We start from the raw sequence: 14,815 nt of genomic DNA, 5'->3' as shown, positions 1-14,815 counted from the left end.
GGACAATCAGTCGAGGGTGATACGAACGTTCGTCTCACCCCACCCTATTGGCTGCGCGAATAGAGTGGGGCACCCCGGCAATGGGCGCCAGCCTAAATAGTGTTCACAGGTTTGGAGCTGAAGGTGAGGCGCAGTGCCCATCGGAGCAAACGCCACCCGACTGCCATGCCCACGAGGATCGTCGTGCACCAGAGCAGAATGGCGGGCAGGTGGAATGCGAATGACAGCATGCCGTTCAAGTACTGAACCAGGCTTTCGAGTCCTGTGCGCAGGCCCATCTTTATCTCCCACAGCGGCCGCCACTGGATGCCGAATACTTTCAACTCGGTTTCCGTGCGGAAGGACAAGGAGATGAGACAGGTGGCGACTCGAAGCGTGAGCGTTTTGAATTCAGCCTCGCGTTTCTCGATCTCACGTCGGACTTCGTGCAGCTTTTCGGTGACTTCGAGGATGTCCTTCACGGTGGAGGCACGATTCAGGATGTCGCGATAGCGGACTTCTTCGGCACGGTAGTTCTGGAGGGCGGCTTCGGAATCTACGTACTGGCGTGTTACGTCGTCGGCGGCGGTGGTTTCGGTGAGAACCTGGCGAGCGAGTTTTCGCAGCTGCGAGCGAACGTCGTCGTAGTCGCGGGCAGGCACCCGGATCTGCATGGATGCGTACTGCGCATTCGAGTCGCCGCGGATGTCGGAGCTGACAACGAATCCGCCGACGCTTTCCGCGATGCGCTGGCTTTGCTGGACCGAGTCGAGAGTAGAGGAGACGAGCAGGTCGAAGCTGGCGGAGCGAACCATCTTGCGGTCGCGGGATACTACGTTGATTTCCTTGTCCTGATCGTTGGGGTTCGGAGGAGCCGCGAGTGCGAGGTATTGGACCGAGCGTGCCTGTTCAGAGTATTCCTCTTCGTATTCGGTGAGGACTCCCGAAACTGCGCCGAGGCCGGTGGCTTTTGATTCAGCGATCCCCCGATAGCGAGACAGCGGGCGCACCCATCCCATGTTCAGTGCGATCAAGATTGCAATGCCTACAGCGGCGTATCGCGGAATGCGAGTGACGTGATCACGGCAGAACTTCCTAACGTTCGAGGTATCCATGTAATCCCCCTGGGAAATTCGACCCCAAGGGCACGGAGGTTGTTCCCACGATATTTCTTCGGCTGGCGGGAACAAGTGGTGAGCGGGTGGTGTCGTTCGCATGGGACACGAGCCCCATCTTCGCCGGTTATGGGCGAGGCTGGTGAGTGAACGGGTCTGCTGGAAAAGAGGCTCGTCGGATTGTACGGTTCGCATCACAAAGACAGAGTTCGGTGCCGAGGGTTCTTGTGGAATGAAAGGAAGAATCGATTTAGTCTTTACCTCAAACTATTCCGGCGGTCGGCTTCTGCCAACGAGGGAATTTGGGATGGCGTCTTCAAACAACACAGTTCGCGGCAAGGTGATTCGGACACTGTTGCTGTTCATGGCCGGCTTGGCGACGGCAGCGCCGGCAGCAGCGCAAACGATCCAACTCTTCGATGGAAAGAATGTCGCAACCATCTTTTACGACAACGCGAGCGGCACGCCCATCCGCAAATCGGCGGAGTTGCTGCAGCATGACCTGACGGCGTTGAGCGGACAGACGGCTGCGGTCAGCTCGAAGTTCAGCGACGGTCGTGGAGTCGGAGTGATTATTGGCCGGGCGGACTCGCCGGGGATGGCTGCGCTGTTGAAGAAAAACAAGGTCGACGTATCGCCGATCAGCGGCAAATGGGAAGTGTACGGGCGCGCCGTTGTTCCTGCCCCGTGGAACGCGAAACAGAAGGCGCTGGTGATCTTCGGATCCGACACGCGCGGCACGATCTGGGGCGTGATCGATCTCAGCCGTGAGATCGGCGTGTCGGCCTGGGAATGGTGGGCCGACGTCAAGATCCGCAGAGTGGACAGCATCAGCGCGAGCGCTGCGACGTACTACTCGAAACAGCCGTCCGTGAAGTACCGGGGATTCTTCATCAACACGCTGTCCCTGCAAAAATGGGCGGCGAACACTTTCGATCCAGAGCACGGCGGCATTGGGTTGAAGACTTACGCTCGTGTTTTTGAGCTCATGTGGCGGCTGAAGGCGAACATGCTCTGGCCTGCCATGACCAACTACGACAAGGTTTTCAACGAAATTCCGGGCAGTTACGACCTGGCGAGCGATTACGCAATCGTCCGAGGCAGCTCTCATGTCGAGATGCTGCTTCGCAACAATGGGCATGAGTGGGACCCCAAAACGATGGGTCCGTACAACTGGCTTACGAACAAAGCCCGGATGCTCCAGTACTGGAGAGAAGCAGTCGAGAAGTTCGGGAAATACGACAATCTGTACACGGTGGGACTGCGCGGGGCTGATGACTTTCCGATGGAAGGCGCCGCTACCCCCGAACAGATGGCAGACGTGGTAAGCGAAGTGATAGCGGAGCAACGAAAGATCCTGAGTGAAGTCCTTCACAAACCTGCGGATCAGGTACCGCAGGTGTTTACTCCGTACAAAGAGATCACGACCGCCTACAACACGGGCCGTCTGAAGCTGCCCGCAGACATCATCCTGAATTGGTCCGAAGACAATTTCGGTTACATCATGCAATTGGATAACCCGGCGGAGCGAAAGCGACCCGGTGGGTCCGGCGTCTATTACCATGCGACGTTCTGGGGCGCTCCGGCGGCGTATCTATGGCTTGGCTCTACGGACCCGACACTGATGTGGGAGGAGATGACGAAGGCCTACCACTTCAACGCGCGTAACCTGTGGGTGCTGAACGTTGGTTCGATCAAGCCAGTGGAATACCTGAACGAGTTCTTCCTGGCGATGGCCTTTGACATAGAAGCATTCGAGAAGCCGGAAAGCGTACAGAAATATTTGCACGAGTGGGCAGGGCGCAACTTCGGCCCGGAGCACCAGGACGAAGTCGCGAATGTAATGTGGCGTTACTACAAGCTGGCATTCGACAAGAATCCGGAACTGGCTTCATTCTCGACGACATTTCCAGAATCGTCGGTGCAGCAATCGAAATTCAACATCCTCGATTTCAGCGACGAGAACGCACGCCGAGCCGACGCTTACAGGGCCATCATTGCCGAATCGGCGAAGCTGATGGAAGAAATGCCGGCGGACCGCAAGTCCGCCTTTTATGAGCTGGTGCAATACACGGTGAACACCGGCGGGAACTTGAGCCTGCGTCAGTTGGCACTGGACAAGTCGATTGTTTACGGACTGCAGCACCGGGCCAGCGCCAATGTATACGCGCAGGAAGCCAAGGCGGCGCAGGAGCGGATTGCCGCCGACACTCGCCGGTTCAATGAGGTGATCGAGAACGGCAAATGGAACGGGATGGTCACCGACTATCCACATGCGCTTCCGAACTACGAAGCGCCGTATATCCCGCAATGGCAGGCTCCAACCGACGCACGCAAATGCGGTGTGCAGGTGGAAGGTGGCGGATACTTTGATGACGTGGGCTGGTGGACACCAACGCTGCCATCGTTCCATCGTGAGTTGGGAGCCAAGAGTTACTACCTCGATGTATTTACGGAAGCTTCGATTGATGAAGACTGGAGCGCGCAGCCGAGCGCACCATGGATCAAGATCGATCGCAGTGCGGGTCGCTTCTCGCAAGCAGACCGCCGGTTCGAAGAGCGCATCATGGTTTCGATCGATTGGGCGACGGCACCTGAAAAAGGCGAGGGCACGGTGACGGTTCAGTGCAGTGCGGGCAAACAGCCGCTACCCGTTCACGTAAGGATTGCACGTCCGATCGACACGAAAGCAGCGTCGTTTATCGACTCGCAAGGCGTGGTGGCGATGTATGCGAACCACGCTGACGAAAGGAGCGGCCGATGGAAGGTGCTCGAGGGAGTTGGTCATGCGGGTGCGGCGCTGCAATCCGATCTGGATTTGACGCCGGTAGATGTTGCCGATGCGGCGGCATTCGCCAATGCGCCGCGAGTGGTCTATCGCTTTGCGACTGGACCGCAAGACCGTGATTACAGTTTTCCCAACTACGTGATTGATGAGATCGCTACGATCAAGGCCATCGCGCTTCCCACCTTTCCGATCACCAAGAGCGATAAGCTGCGCATTGCGATTTCGCTCGATGGCGGGGCGCCGAAGGTGCTGGATTTCAGCATCGTGTATTACGGCGCCAAGTGGCGGCAAAACGTGCTCGACAACGCTGCGGTTGTCGCCCTTCACGACGTGCCGATCGCTCCGGGCAACCACACGCTGACGGTAACGGCACTGGACCCGGGCATAACGTTGGATCGTTTCGAAATCGTTTTTGCCGGTGCGTCCGGGGCTTATATGCCGATTCCGGAAACGCGGATCAAGAAGTGACATCTACAAAAATACCCCTGAGCACGAGGCTCAGGGGTGTGCGTAAGGGTACTGCCGTTTAGAGGAGAATCGTTAGTCGGTGTTGCCGCGCAGACGCTGGAAGCCGGTCTGCATGACGTGGTTGGCGACGGATGCGCCGATCTGGTTGCCGACGGTGCACGCCGGGCGATAGTGAATTCCGCCGAAGATGCGAGAGTCGTTGTTCTCGAGAAGAGCGTCGGTGAACGACGTAAACGAGCGCGTTCCGGGACGGACTTCCGATGCGACGGAGAAGTTGGCGCTGTCTCCGAAGTACTTGATCAGCACGGCGGCGGCTGCACCACTGAGGGTCGAGTGTCCGGAGGGGAACTCGGGGTGAGCGGGCGTGGTGAGGAGCGGAGTCCAGCCGAGTTGAGCGTCGGTGGCGGGATTGCTGTCCTGATCGGCGAGCGGGATGGCCGTGACCGGGCGCCACGCGCTGTAGTAGTACTTGGCGTCCCAGCAGGCGATGCCGGCGTCGGCGATGGCGACGTTGAGCGTGCCGAAGAGCAGCGATTCCTGCGAGAGGCTCAGTTCACGCTGGGCCGCAACCTGACGGGCGATGCGATTCCAATAGAGCGTGGTGTTGCCGCTCCAGAAGAATGAGACGTAGGTTTGCTCGGCGGTGCGGGTGGATGAAGTGAGTTCGCCGATGGTTTTGACTTCGTTGTAGGCGTCGGCATAAGCGGCGCTGTCGAGCGACGGAGGCGCGGACGGACGGAACTGGCTGGGGGCGGTCATGAACCACGGCGTCATGGTTGCGAACTGAGGCGCAGCGCCGGGGGCGAGGCCCGGAGGAGTGGGACGCCACTTGCCGATCTCAGTGGACCCGGTGTAAGGCGGAGGCGCGGGGGTGAAGCCGTCAGTGGCGCGCCAAGCGAGGATCTGGTTGGCGACGTGCTCTCCCCACTCGAGTCCGCGCGCGACGGAGACACCGCCATTACCACCGTTGGTAAGCGCGGCTAAAGCGGCTTCGCGCTTGATGGTGAGCGTGCCCTGCTGATTCGGGTACATGGCGACGAGCGCGGTGTAAGCGGCCTGGATGACGGCAGCACGACGCGAGGCCCCGAAGGGTGCGTCGGGCGTAACGTGGATGGGGGTATAGCGGCGCTCGATGCCGTTGAGGGCGTCGAACATGGACGCGCCGACGATGCCCATGACACGGGTGGTGACAAGCGGGTTGGTGCCGCCGGCGAGAACCGTGTCGTTGGCGACCTGGATCCATTCGCTGGCGGTATCTGCCTGCGCCGGCACAGCGGTGAGGGCGAAAGCAGCGATCAAGATGAGGGTGGAACAAAAGACTTTGCTTCTTCTGGCGAACATCGTTTTTTCTCCTGCGCAATGCGCTATCTGAATTTCGTGATACGGCGGTGTGGCCGCGGAGTGCAACGCGATGCCGTCATTGCTGCGTACATCACGAACCTACGAATCCACGGCGGTCTGCCCGAGGGCGATTGGCCCCCAGGCAGAGAAGTTGTTTCATTTGCCAGCGGCGATGGCGTGGACGTCGGCTGCGCTGAGGGCTTTACCGCCCAGAGCCCAGTCGCCGCCGCGGATTTCCTCGATGATGACCCAGGTGACGGGGCGCATGTTTTCGCCTTCGACGGCGACCATGGCATCGGTGAGCTTGGTGATCATCTGTTTCTTCTGCTCGGGGGTGAAAACGTTTTCGATTAACTTGACTTCGATCAGCGGCATATCAACTCTCCTTGGTTTGTGCTAACAGCGGTGACCCGCTACGAGAAGCAGTGTGCCGTGAAGGGACGGGGCGCACTTTGCAGGGCGTCTGGTTAAATTGACTGGGGCACGATAGGATGTGGGAATAGTTGACCCGGCGTCCGAAAACCTTTGCCGGGAGTCCGACCCCACCATGGATGCACTTTCAGAAGTGTTAAATGCAGTGAAGATGGAAGGCGCAGTCTTCTACAACGCCGAGTTCACGGCGCCATGGGGATTTCGTTCGCCACAATCGTGCAACATCGCGAGCTTTCTGGGTAAGGGGACGAAGCACATCATCATCTACCACCTGGTGACGGAAGGACGCGCGACGGCGAAGACGGACGACGACACGTGCAGAATTCCACTGATTCCCGGGGACATCGTGGTGTTCCCGCATGGAGATGCGCACACGATCTTCAATGGATCGCCGATGGAGATGATCGGCGGCAGCGAAGGTCAGATGAAGCGCGTGTTCGGGCGCGGCATGAAACTAGCACGCGCGGGTGGCGGCGGCGAACCGACGAGGTTCGTCTGCGGGTATATGGAATGCGACCGCGAGTTGAGCAAGGGATTCCTTGGCGGACTGCCACCACTGTTCAAGGTGAACATCCGCAACGATGACGCGGGAAAGTGGCTGGAAGGATCGATCAAGTTTTCGGCGGAGCAAGCGGCGGAAGAGCGCGCAGGCGGAGACGCGGTGCTGGCGAAGTTGTCGGAGGCGTTATTCGTGGAAACACTGCGACGATACATGATGGAGTTGCCGGGTGAGCAGACGGGCTGGCTGGCCGGGGCACGCGATCCGCTCGTCGGACAGGCGCTGGCGTTTCTGCACCGTGAGCCGGCGCGTTCGTGGACGATCGCTGAGGTGGCGAAAGAGGTGGGGGCGTCGCGCTCGGTGCTGGCGGAGAGGTTCCGGCATTTCCTGGGAGAGCCTCCGATGACGTACCTGATGCGCTGGCGGCTGCAACTGGGCGCGCAGATGCTGCACTCGACAAGCTACAGCGTGGCGCAGATCGCGGATGAGGTGGGGTATGAGTCGGAGCCGGCGTTCAACAGAGCTTTTAAACGCGAGTACGGCATGCCTCCGGCCCGGTTCCGCGTTCAGACGAAGAAGGCCAAACGGGCTTCGGCGGCATCGGTTCAATAAGCTTTAGTACTACGAAAGAGTGCTTAGTCGGCTGGCACGAGAGTTGCCGGTTGAGCAGCTGACATCTCCAGAAGCAGATCACACCTTCTAAAACACAGGCTGATCCCCATTACAAGGCGGTTTCCTGTGCAATTGCTACGAGCTGGTCTGTTCGTGCTGACACTTTCCTTTGTTGCGGTGTTTGCCGGATGCGGCGGAAATCCGGAACCTTCGAACAACAACGGCAATGCGAATCCAAATCCGGGTGGAGCTAATAATCCGCCGAGCGCTTCGTCGTGTCCGCAGGTGACATCGGCGATCAGCCAGGGACCGATGACCGGGGTGGCTCCGATGCCTCCGGCAGCGCCGATACCGGCACCGCAGCCGGGAACAACAGCGGCAGGGTCGGTGTGTGTATCGAGTCCGGCGAATGGGGCGTCGGTGAGTTCGCCGGCGCATATCGTGGCGTCAACGACGATGAAGAATATCGCCTACATGCGGGTGTATGTAGACGACAGCCCCCAGCAGTTCACGTTCTGGAACACGCTGGACTCGCTGGTCTTCATGTCGCCCGGAACACATACCGTGGTGATCGTGGCGACAGACAAGAGCGGCAACAATGCGAGCACGTCGTTCTCGCTGAATGTCGCATCGGCACAACCGTACACGATCGCTGACATACAGAAGATTCCGAATTGGGAGTTCTGTTCGGCGTTGTTTCCCGCGGGACATCCGAGGGCAGGCCAGCTTTGTGCTGCGGGGCTGGGAAATGCGGAATCCACGATGACAGAGAACCAGAGCACGCCGTCGATGAGCGGAGCGTCGGCGAAGCTCACGATAGGTGGTCCGAAGGGATACTCGAACGCGTTGTGGACGAAGTTCCTAGGCGGAGGCTCGTTCCCGACACGTTTCACGTACGACATGTACTTCATGATCGATAATCCAGACCTGCCGCAAGCGCTGGAGTTCGACGTGAACCAGGCGTTCAACAACCGTCGATGGGTGTTCGGGACGGAGTGCAACTTCAGGGGCAGCGGCAAATGGGACGTGTGGGACGGAAATCTCGGATGGCAACCGACGAATGTTCCTTGTGTGCCGTTTCCGGCGAACACGTGGATACACCTGGTGTGGGAGTTTGAACGCGTCGATAACCAGGTGCACTACATCAGCGTAACGGTGGCGGACAAGAAGTATCCGCTGGACCTGTATTACTCGAACGAGCCCGTCTGGACGATGGAAAGCATCGATGTGGCATTCCAGATGGACGGCAACTTCGCACAGCAGCCGTATAACGTCTGGCTCGACAAGGTAAACCTGACGGTGCAGTAAGGGGAATCAGAAGCCGACGGCCATGTTGTGGGCCGGGGCTTCGACGATAATCGCTTCATAGGGTAGAAACACTCGGAAGACGGTGCCGTGGGCGCCCCGGGCTTGGGAGCTGCGGAACTGAATGGTGCCATCGTGCTTGTCAATGATGCCCTTAGAAATCCATAGGCCGAGTCCGGTACCGGTTCCCTGCTTGGTAGTGAAGAAGGCGTCGAAGAGACGGCTCTTGACGCCGGGGGTCATGCCGAGACCCGTGTCAGCGATGGTGACAAAGACGCCGCCCCGGCCATCGCTGTGGCGGTAGCCGTCGCGCGTGCGAATCATCAGATATCCACCGTTGGGCATGGCATCGATCGCGTTACCAATGAGGTTGCTGAAGACCTGGCGAATTTCTCCATCGAGACAGAAAACGGGCGAGGTGGCCCGCATGGATTTCTCGATGACGATGCCGGTGTTGCTGAGGCGTCCCTGGAAGAGCGGGAGCAGAGACTGAACTACGTTGGAGAGATTGGTGCGGGATGGGGCTGTGGATTGACGATGGAAACGGAGCGTTTGCGTCGCGATCTGTGACACACGCTTAAGTTCCTGATCGGCCAAGGCGGCGTAACGCTTCGTCTCGTCGTGATACTCCGTGTTTTCGATGAGGTAAAGAAGGTTGGTTACGGCCTCGAGAGGATTGTTGATCTCGTGGGCGATGGAAGCGGCGAGGCGTCCGACGGCGGCCAGCTTTTCACTACGCACGAGTGCCTCCTGGGCACGACGGCGTTCGGTGACGTCGATGCCGAGCGCAATGATGCCGGAGACCTGTCCTTTACTGTCGCGTACCGGCTGATATACGAAATCGAGGAAGCGCTCTTCGAGCGGCTGTCCTGGCGTGCGATCGATCTCGAGCCGGAAGCCTTGGGCGACATAGGGCTCACCTGTTTCGTAAACCTTCTGAAGCAGGTGAAGCACACCCTGACTTTGGACCTCGGGCAATGCGTCGCGCATGCGTTTACCTATAACCTGACGGTTGCCGATGAGTTGCTGGTATGAGGCGTTCGTCAGTTCGAATACGAAGTCAGGCCCGCGCAAACCGGCGATGAACGCCGGCGCCTGCTGGAAGAGTTCAATGAGCCGGCGTCGTTCACTGGAGAGCTCGGCTTCGACCAGCTTGTGCGCTGTGATGTCCCAGTTGATGCCTAGCACGCGAATTGGCCGGCCGGCCTCGTCGTAGATGGCGCGACCGCGTCCGACGAGCCAGTGAATGGAGCCGTCGGGCCAACGCACGCGGAACTCGTGGTTGTACTCGGAACGGTTATCGATGGCGTGCTGGAGAGCTCGCATGGTTGCAAGGCGGTCTTCTTCGACGACGCGGTCCACGCACTTCTGGATCGGCGTCATCTCGGAAACCGGCGAGCCATAGACGGGTGCACTACTATCAGCCCAGGTGATGGAACCGTCGATGAGGTTCCAATCCCAGGTTGCGAGGTTTGCCGTCTGCTGCGCGAGGGCGAGCCGGTCGTGGGCGATCTTGAGGGATTCCTGCGCAAGCTTCTTTTCAGTGACGTCGCGAGCGAGGGCTTCCGCACGCCTCCGTTCTTCCTGGTAGGCGTGAGCGTCGGCGATGCTACTGGCGATCTGGCCGGCAACGCGTTCAAAGAAACGCCGGTACGAAACGTCAAACTCCTTGTGAGGGTTGATAGCGGCGACGAGGTAGGCGTTCGGGTGATGCTGACCGGTCGAAATGACGGGCAGGACGGCTGCACTGTGCGGCGGCACGTTCCAGGCACCAAGAGGAACTTTGCCGAACCGTGAAACGAGATCGGTGACAATCGCATTTTCCCGCGGCTCTGCTGCAAGTGGCCAAGCGGAATTTTCGAAGAGAGTGCCAGATGCCTGAGCACAGCCCGAAGTAGCAGCGAGCTTCCAATCACCAGCGGCGTCGTTCAGAAAAATCAAGCTGAACGGTACATCTTGAAGGTTGTTCTCCAGGATTTCCGCGGCAAGTTTGCAAGCCTGCTGCTCGGTTCGCGCTTCAGAGGTGCGGGCGGCAAGATCGCTCAAAGTGCGAAGACGACGCTCCTCGATCAAGCGTTCGGTGACTTCAATGACGGTGACAAAAACGCCGCCAACTTTCTCAGGGTCGTCATGAGGGATGGGACTGTAGGAGAAGGTGTAGTAACACTCTTCGATGTATCCGTTGCGATCAAGAAAGAGGCACTGGTCGATGAGTGTGGTGGCTTCCCCTTCGGCCAAGACGCGGTGGAACATGGGACCGATGAAATCCCAGATTTCCCTGAACGTTTCCGGCGTGCCGATGCCAAGCGCGGCGGGATGCTTGGTCTTGCCGAGAATGGGACGGTAGCCGTCGTTGTAAAACTGGGTAAACTCGGGACCCCACGCGATGTACATGGGGTAGCCGGAGCCAAGGAGAATTCGGAGGGCAATGCGAAGGGAGTGAGGCCAATTCTCGGGCGGCCCAAGCTTCGTACGCGACCAATCGAGCGAGCGCATCAGCGCGCCCATTTCGCCGCCGCCTACGAAGAGATTTTGATGCTCATTCATTTATTACAGACATGTAGTAAAACGTGCGTGAATTTTGAGGCCCGACAAGAGAGCAGCAGGAGAATGGAGTACCAGCAGCCCGAAGTCTGAGTAGATGCGGACTGCTGGGAACTTGTTGTACGTGAGGGCCCCAAACAGCAGAGTAGCCGGAAGCGTTAACGAAACTACCTCGCGAACGTACCGACAAATGCACTGCGTTTGCCGCTGTTCGACCAATTGGCATTCAGGCCCGGTCCCTGGTATTCGTCCTTCATGGCAACCACCGGCATGGCATGCGTGGTCTTTGTAAGCGGCGGATAGTAGGTTTCTTCGTTTCCGCAGATGTGATCGTTTCCGTTCAGCGGACGTGTTTGCACGGTCACAAAATTACCGGCACGCAACAAAGCTTTACCGTGGCGATCGTGACTTTGCGCAACCGAGAGATCCACGGGTGCGTCAACAACCCGCTCCACGTCGTCAGTGAGCTTGCCGGTCATGTGGTGAACGAAATTGATCAGCGCGGCACGCTGCTGCGGTGAGGCCTGATCGTCGATAACGAGCACCGACTTGGCGGGATATGGGTTCGCATAAGGATCGCCAAGAGTGGCCTTAGCCCGTACTACGGCAACAGCGGAGAGGCCGTCGAGCTTAACGCCGTCCCATGAACCGTTGGTGACACGCCAGCCCATGATGGCTTCGTTGCCCATCAAGTTCACTTCCCCGTTGGCGAAGCACGCGCCGGTGTAGACGTCGGCCGTACGGGTTTCAATGTAGTCGCCACTGATCTGCTGGGCAAAAACGGAAGGAACGACGAACAGCAAGAGCACAAAGAGAAGCTTCTTCACAGCCATACCTCACCCTATTGACTCTATTCTCTCGCAAGTTTGGGGGAGACGCAAAAGCTAGAAGAGGGCTTTTTGAAGCTCTGGTCCGCTGTTCTGCTCGATATAGAGCTTGCTGTTGAACTTTTTGCCCGTGCTGGCCTGAGACATGTAGCGGATCTTCCCGAAGATGGGGCGCTCGAACCAGGGGCGATCGAACTTTCCCAGTATGGCCCAGGCGACGCCGGCATAGCCATTGGGGTCGCGTCCATCGAGGAAGTACTTGTCGTTGAGAGCGATGGCGATCTGGTGCGCCTGCGCGGGGGAGTTCGTCCATTCGAGAATCTTCTTGGCCCAGTACATGCGCATCACGTTGTGCATCCAGCCGTGGGTGACCATCTGGCGCTGGGCGGCATTCCAGAGTTCGTCGTGGGTTTCTGCGTTCTCGAGTTGGCGCTCGGTGTAGACGACGGGGCGCGGGTCTTGGGCATGGTCGAGCAGAGTGCGGTGGGCCCAGGGTTCGGCGACTTCGAAGGAGTCGTAGAGCGGATTGAACCAGCAAAGGTTGATAGCGAGTTCGCGCCAGACCACTAATTCGTTAAAGAGCGAGTCTTTGTCTTCGGCGGGCGCATCGGCGTTGCGAGCCGCGAGCATGATGGTGAGCGGGCTGAGATGCCCGAAATGCAGGTAAGGAGAGAGTCGAGTGGTGGCGTCGAGTTCGGGTTTGTTTCGGCGTTCGGCATAACCGCGAAGCTTGTCCGCGAGAAATTCCTTGAGCAGGCGACGGGCCTCGCTGGAACCACCTTTGAACGACGATACCGGGCTGACAGAACGATCAATCGGCCATTCGTCGAGAATGTCGAAGTCGACAGGCAGGGAGCGAAAACGGTTGGGTGGAGTCCATTTCACTCGGGCCTTAGGGTTGTCGCAGGGTAGGAGGAATTGGTCGAGAAGAGATTTGAGGCGTGGACGGAAATGGTAAGCGGCGTATTGCGCTTTCTCGAAGAGCTTGCTGGGGACGATAACGTCGGAGTCGACGGTCCAGAGCGGGACCTTGAGTTTCCTGGACGCGATGGTGCGCCACTGGTTGGGCTCGCGAAGGGGATTTTCATCTCCGACAACGAGCGCGGGGTTAACTTCGTCGCAGAAGCGGAGCAGGCTGTGATCAGGATAGCGACGAAGAACGAAGCCGACGTTGCGAACTGCGAGATCGGAGGCGATGTCCGGAATGCCTTGAGCGAGGAATGCGTAGGCGCGAAGATTGGCGTGGGGATAAAACGGGACCGGCGCAAAATAGGCGACCACCGGGAGATTCAGGGCGTTGGCGGCGTGGACGGCGACGTCGAGAGCGGGATTGTCGAAGCCGCGTTGCGAACGCTGCATCCAGTAGACGACACAGCACCCACCGGGTACCGGCGCGCCGCGACGGCGAATGGTCAGGCGAGGGTCACGGGCGAGGTCTTCAAGCGACTTGTTTGGCGAACTCTTCAAAGGAAATCGCCTTCTCCTCCGTTCCTGATTCGATGCGTTCTTCACGCATAAGTTCGGTCACAATGAAGAAAGTGACCGGATCAAGTTCGTGGACTTTGTGACGGTCGTTGCGCTCCATACGATACCTCTCACCTTCAACTTTAGAGTAAGCGAATTTGATGAATGTTCAATAAATGAACGCTCTCGCCAGATGGAGTTCGCTACCGGCAAAGGGGAGGGCAGGTTCTTTCGCGACGGTCAAATCAGCATTTTGCTAAGCTCGATAGCAGGAGTGTGGGGATGCCGTCATTAAGTGCCCGCGCGGGGCGGATTGCGCAGTCGGAAATACGTGTGATGTCGGTGGAGTGCGAGAAGGTTTGCGGTGTGAACCTGGCGCAGGGTGTGTGCGATACACCTGTTCCGATCGAGGTGCGGCAGGCGGCAGAGCAGGCGATTGAACTGGGGCATAACTCGTATACGCGACTGGATGGGGTACATCCGCTGCGGCAGCAGATTGCGCGCAAGATGCTGGACTTCAACGGAGTGGGTTGCGATCCGGAAAAGGAAGTGGTGGTGACGGCGGGATCGACGGGCGCGTTCTACTGCGCGTGCCTGGCGCTGCTGAATCCGGGAGACGAGGTGATCCTTTTCGAACCTTATTACGGATATCACCTGCATACAGTGCTCTCGGTGGACGCGGTCCCGGTGTATGTGACTCTGAAAGCGCCGGACTGGAAGTTTTGGCCGGAGGACGTGGAGAAGGCGATCACGCCGAGAACGCGCGCGATTGTGGTGAACTCCCCGGCGAATCCGTCGGGAAGAGTGTTCAGTCGTACGGAACTGGAGACGATCGCGGAGTTGGCGAAAAAGCACGACCTGTTTGTGATCACGGACGAGATTTACGAGTACTTCCTTTATGACGACCTGCAACACCTGAGCATGGCCACATTACCCGGGATGAGAGACCGCACGATCACGATTTCCGGATACTCGAAGACGTTCAGCATTACGGGTTGGCGCATCGGGTATGCAGTGGCCGATGCGAGGTGGGCCCATGCGATCGGGTACTACAGCGATCTGTGCTACGTGTGCGCACCGGCACCGCTGCAACATGGGGTGGCCGCGGGGATTGCGCTGCTGAAGGATGATTTCTATCGAGAACTGCGGACGGAGTACGCGAAGAAGCGAGACCTGATCTGCTCGACGCTGGATGAGGTGGGGCTGACGCCCAGCGTTCCCAGCGGCGCGTATTACGTTCTGTCGGATGCGTCGAAGCTGCCGGGCAACAGCAGCAAGGCAAAATCGATGTACCTGCTGGAGAAGACCGGCGTGGCGACAGTGCCGGGCGGGGCGTTCTATCACGATGACGCCGGCGAGAATCTGATCCGGTTCTGTTTCGCGAAAACCCAATCCGATCTGGAAAATGCATGCGAGCGTTTACGGAAGCTGTGAACTCCAT

The 14,815-nt window shown here is 58.7% G+C and carries 11 protein-coding genes; 4 read left to right on the top strand and 7 right to left on the bottom strand.

The window, feature by feature from the left end:
- Positions 1-92: 92 nt before the first annotated feature.
- Positions 93-1,094, bottom strand: coding sequence for a DUF4349 domain-containing protein (locus VN577_05580; protein ID HWR14275.1), 1,002 nt, complete (start codon positions 1,092-1,094; stop codon positions 93-95).
- A gap of 307 nt (positions 1,095-1,401) precedes the next feature.
- Here VN577_05580 and VN577_05575 point away from each other — a divergent pair, with 307 nt between their 5' ends.
- On the top strand, positions 1,402-4,350 hold the full coding sequence (locus VN577_05575) for a glycosyl hydrolase 115 family protein (protein ID HWR14274.1): 2,949 nt from the start codon (positions 1,402-1,404) through the stop codon (positions 4,348-4,350).
- A gap of 72 nt (positions 4,351-4,422) precedes the next feature.
- Here VN577_05575 and VN577_05570 read toward each other — a convergent pair whose 3' ends face one another.
- Both VN577_05570 and VN577_05565 read right to left on the bottom strand, forming a co-directional pair.
- Complete coding sequence (locus VN577_05570) at positions 4,423-5,691, bottom strand: vanadium-dependent haloperoxidase (GenBank protein ID HWR14273.1); 1,269 nt, start codon at positions 5,689-5,691, stop codon at positions 4,423-4,425.
- Positions 5,692-5,847: 156 nt separating this feature from the next.
- Positions 5,848-6,066, bottom strand: a complete 219-nt coding sequence (locus tag VN577_05565) for a tautomerase family protein (protein ID HWR14272.1) — start codon at positions 6,064-6,066, stop codon at positions 5,848-5,850.
- 172 nt (positions 6,067-6,238) lie between these two features.
- Between VN577_05565 and VN577_05560 the strand changes: the two genes are divergently transcribed.
- Positions 6,239-7,234: an AraC family transcriptional regulator gene (locus VN577_05560; GenBank protein HWR14271.1), complete on the top strand. Its 996-nt coding sequence runs from the start codon at positions 6,239-6,241 to the stop codon at positions 7,232-7,234.
- 126 nt (positions 7,235-7,360) lie between these two features.
- On the top strand, positions 7,361-8,542 hold the full coding sequence (locus VN577_05555; GenBank protein HWR14270.1) for a hypothetical protein: 1,182 nt from the start codon (positions 7,361-7,363) through the stop codon (positions 8,540-8,542).
- Between the two features lie 6 nt (positions 8,543-8,548).
- On the opposite strand, the gene VN577_05550 is transcribed toward VN577_05555, so the two are convergent.
- The 4 genes from VN577_05550 to VN577_05535 all read right to left on the bottom strand — a co-directional run bounded on the left by VN577_05550 (position 8,549) and on the right by VN577_05535 (position 13,495).
- Entirely contained in the window at positions 8,549-11,086 is a 2,538-nt protein-coding gene (locus tag VN577_05550) for a PAS domain-containing protein (protein HWR14269.1), read from the bottom strand.
- 164 nt (positions 11,087-11,250) lie between these two features.
- Complete coding sequence (locus tag VN577_05545) at positions 11,251-11,916, bottom strand: DUF1326 domain-containing protein (GenBank protein ID HWR14268.1); 666 nt, start codon at positions 11,914-11,916, stop codon at positions 11,251-11,253.
- Between the two features lie 51 nt (positions 11,917-11,967).
- Positions 11,968-13,377 carry a deoxyribodipyrimidine photo-lyase gene (locus VN577_05540; protein HWR14267.1) on the bottom strand — a complete coding sequence of 470 codons (1,410 nt, stop codon included), beginning with the start codon at positions 13,375-13,377 and terminating at the stop codon, positions 11,968-11,970.
- Positions 13,349-13,495 (bottom strand): hypothetical protein, encoded by a 147-nt coding sequence (locus VN577_05535; protein ID HWR14266.1) that lies wholly within the window; start codon positions 13,493-13,495, stop codon positions 13,349-13,351. Before VN577_05535 ends, VN577_05540 begins: the two co-directional genes overlap by 29 nt.
- Before the next feature lie 161 nt (positions 13,496-13,656).
- Here VN577_05535 and VN577_05530 point away from each other — a divergent pair, with 161 nt between their 5' ends.
- Complete coding sequence (locus tag VN577_05530) at positions 13,657-14,808, top strand: pyridoxal phosphate-dependent aminotransferase (GenBank protein HWR14265.1); 1,152 nt, start codon at positions 13,657-13,659, stop codon at positions 14,806-14,808.
- The last annotated feature ends 7 nt before the right edge of the window (positions 14,809-14,815 follow it).

This window comes from Terriglobales bacterium (assembly GCA_035561515.1).
Taxonomy (GTDB): domain Bacteria; phylum Acidobacteriota; class Terriglobia; order Terriglobales; family Acidobacteriaceae; genus DATMXP01.
The sequence above is the reverse complement of the archived record's forward strand: the minus strand, read 5'-3'. Positions and strand labels throughout refer to the sequence as shown.

What these genes read in the sequence shown, in the direction of transcription:
- VN577_05580 (HWR14275.1), bottom strand. Translation starts at nt 1,094, where the DNA reads ATGGATACCTCGAACGTTAGGAAGTTCTGCCGTGATCACGTCACTCGC.
- VN577_05575 (HWR14274.1), top strand. Translation starts at nt 1,402, where the DNA reads ATGGCGTCTTCAAACAACACAGTTCGCGGCAAGGTGATTCGGACACTG.
- VN577_05570 (HWR14273.1), bottom strand. Translation starts at nt 5,691, where the DNA reads ATGTTCGCCAGAAGAAGCAAAGTCTTTTGTTCCACCCTCATCTTGATC.
- VN577_05565 (HWR14272.1), bottom strand. Translation starts at nt 6,066, where the DNA reads ATGCCGCTGATCGAAGTCAAGTTAATCGAAAACGTTTTCACCCCCGAG.
- VN577_05560 (HWR14271.1), top strand. Translation starts at nt 6,239, where the DNA reads ATGGATGCACTTTCAGAAGTGTTAAATGCAGTGAAGATGGAAGGCGCA.
- VN577_05550 (HWR14269.1), bottom strand. Translation starts at nt 11,086, where the DNA reads ATGAATGAGCATCAAAATCTCTTCGTAGGCGGCGGCGAAATGGGCGCG.
- VN577_05545 (HWR14268.1), bottom strand. Translation starts at nt 11,916, where the DNA reads ATGGCTGTGAAGAAGCTTCTCTTTGTGCTCTTGCTGTTCGTCGTTCCT.
- VN577_05535 (HWR14266.1), bottom strand. Translation starts at nt 13,495, where the DNA reads ATGGAGCGCAACGACCGTCACAAAGTCCACGAACTTGATCCGGTCACT.
- VN577_05530 (HWR14265.1), top strand. Translation starts at nt 13,657, where the DNA reads ATGCCGTCATTAAGTGCCCGCGCGGGGCGGATTGCGCAGTCGGAAATA.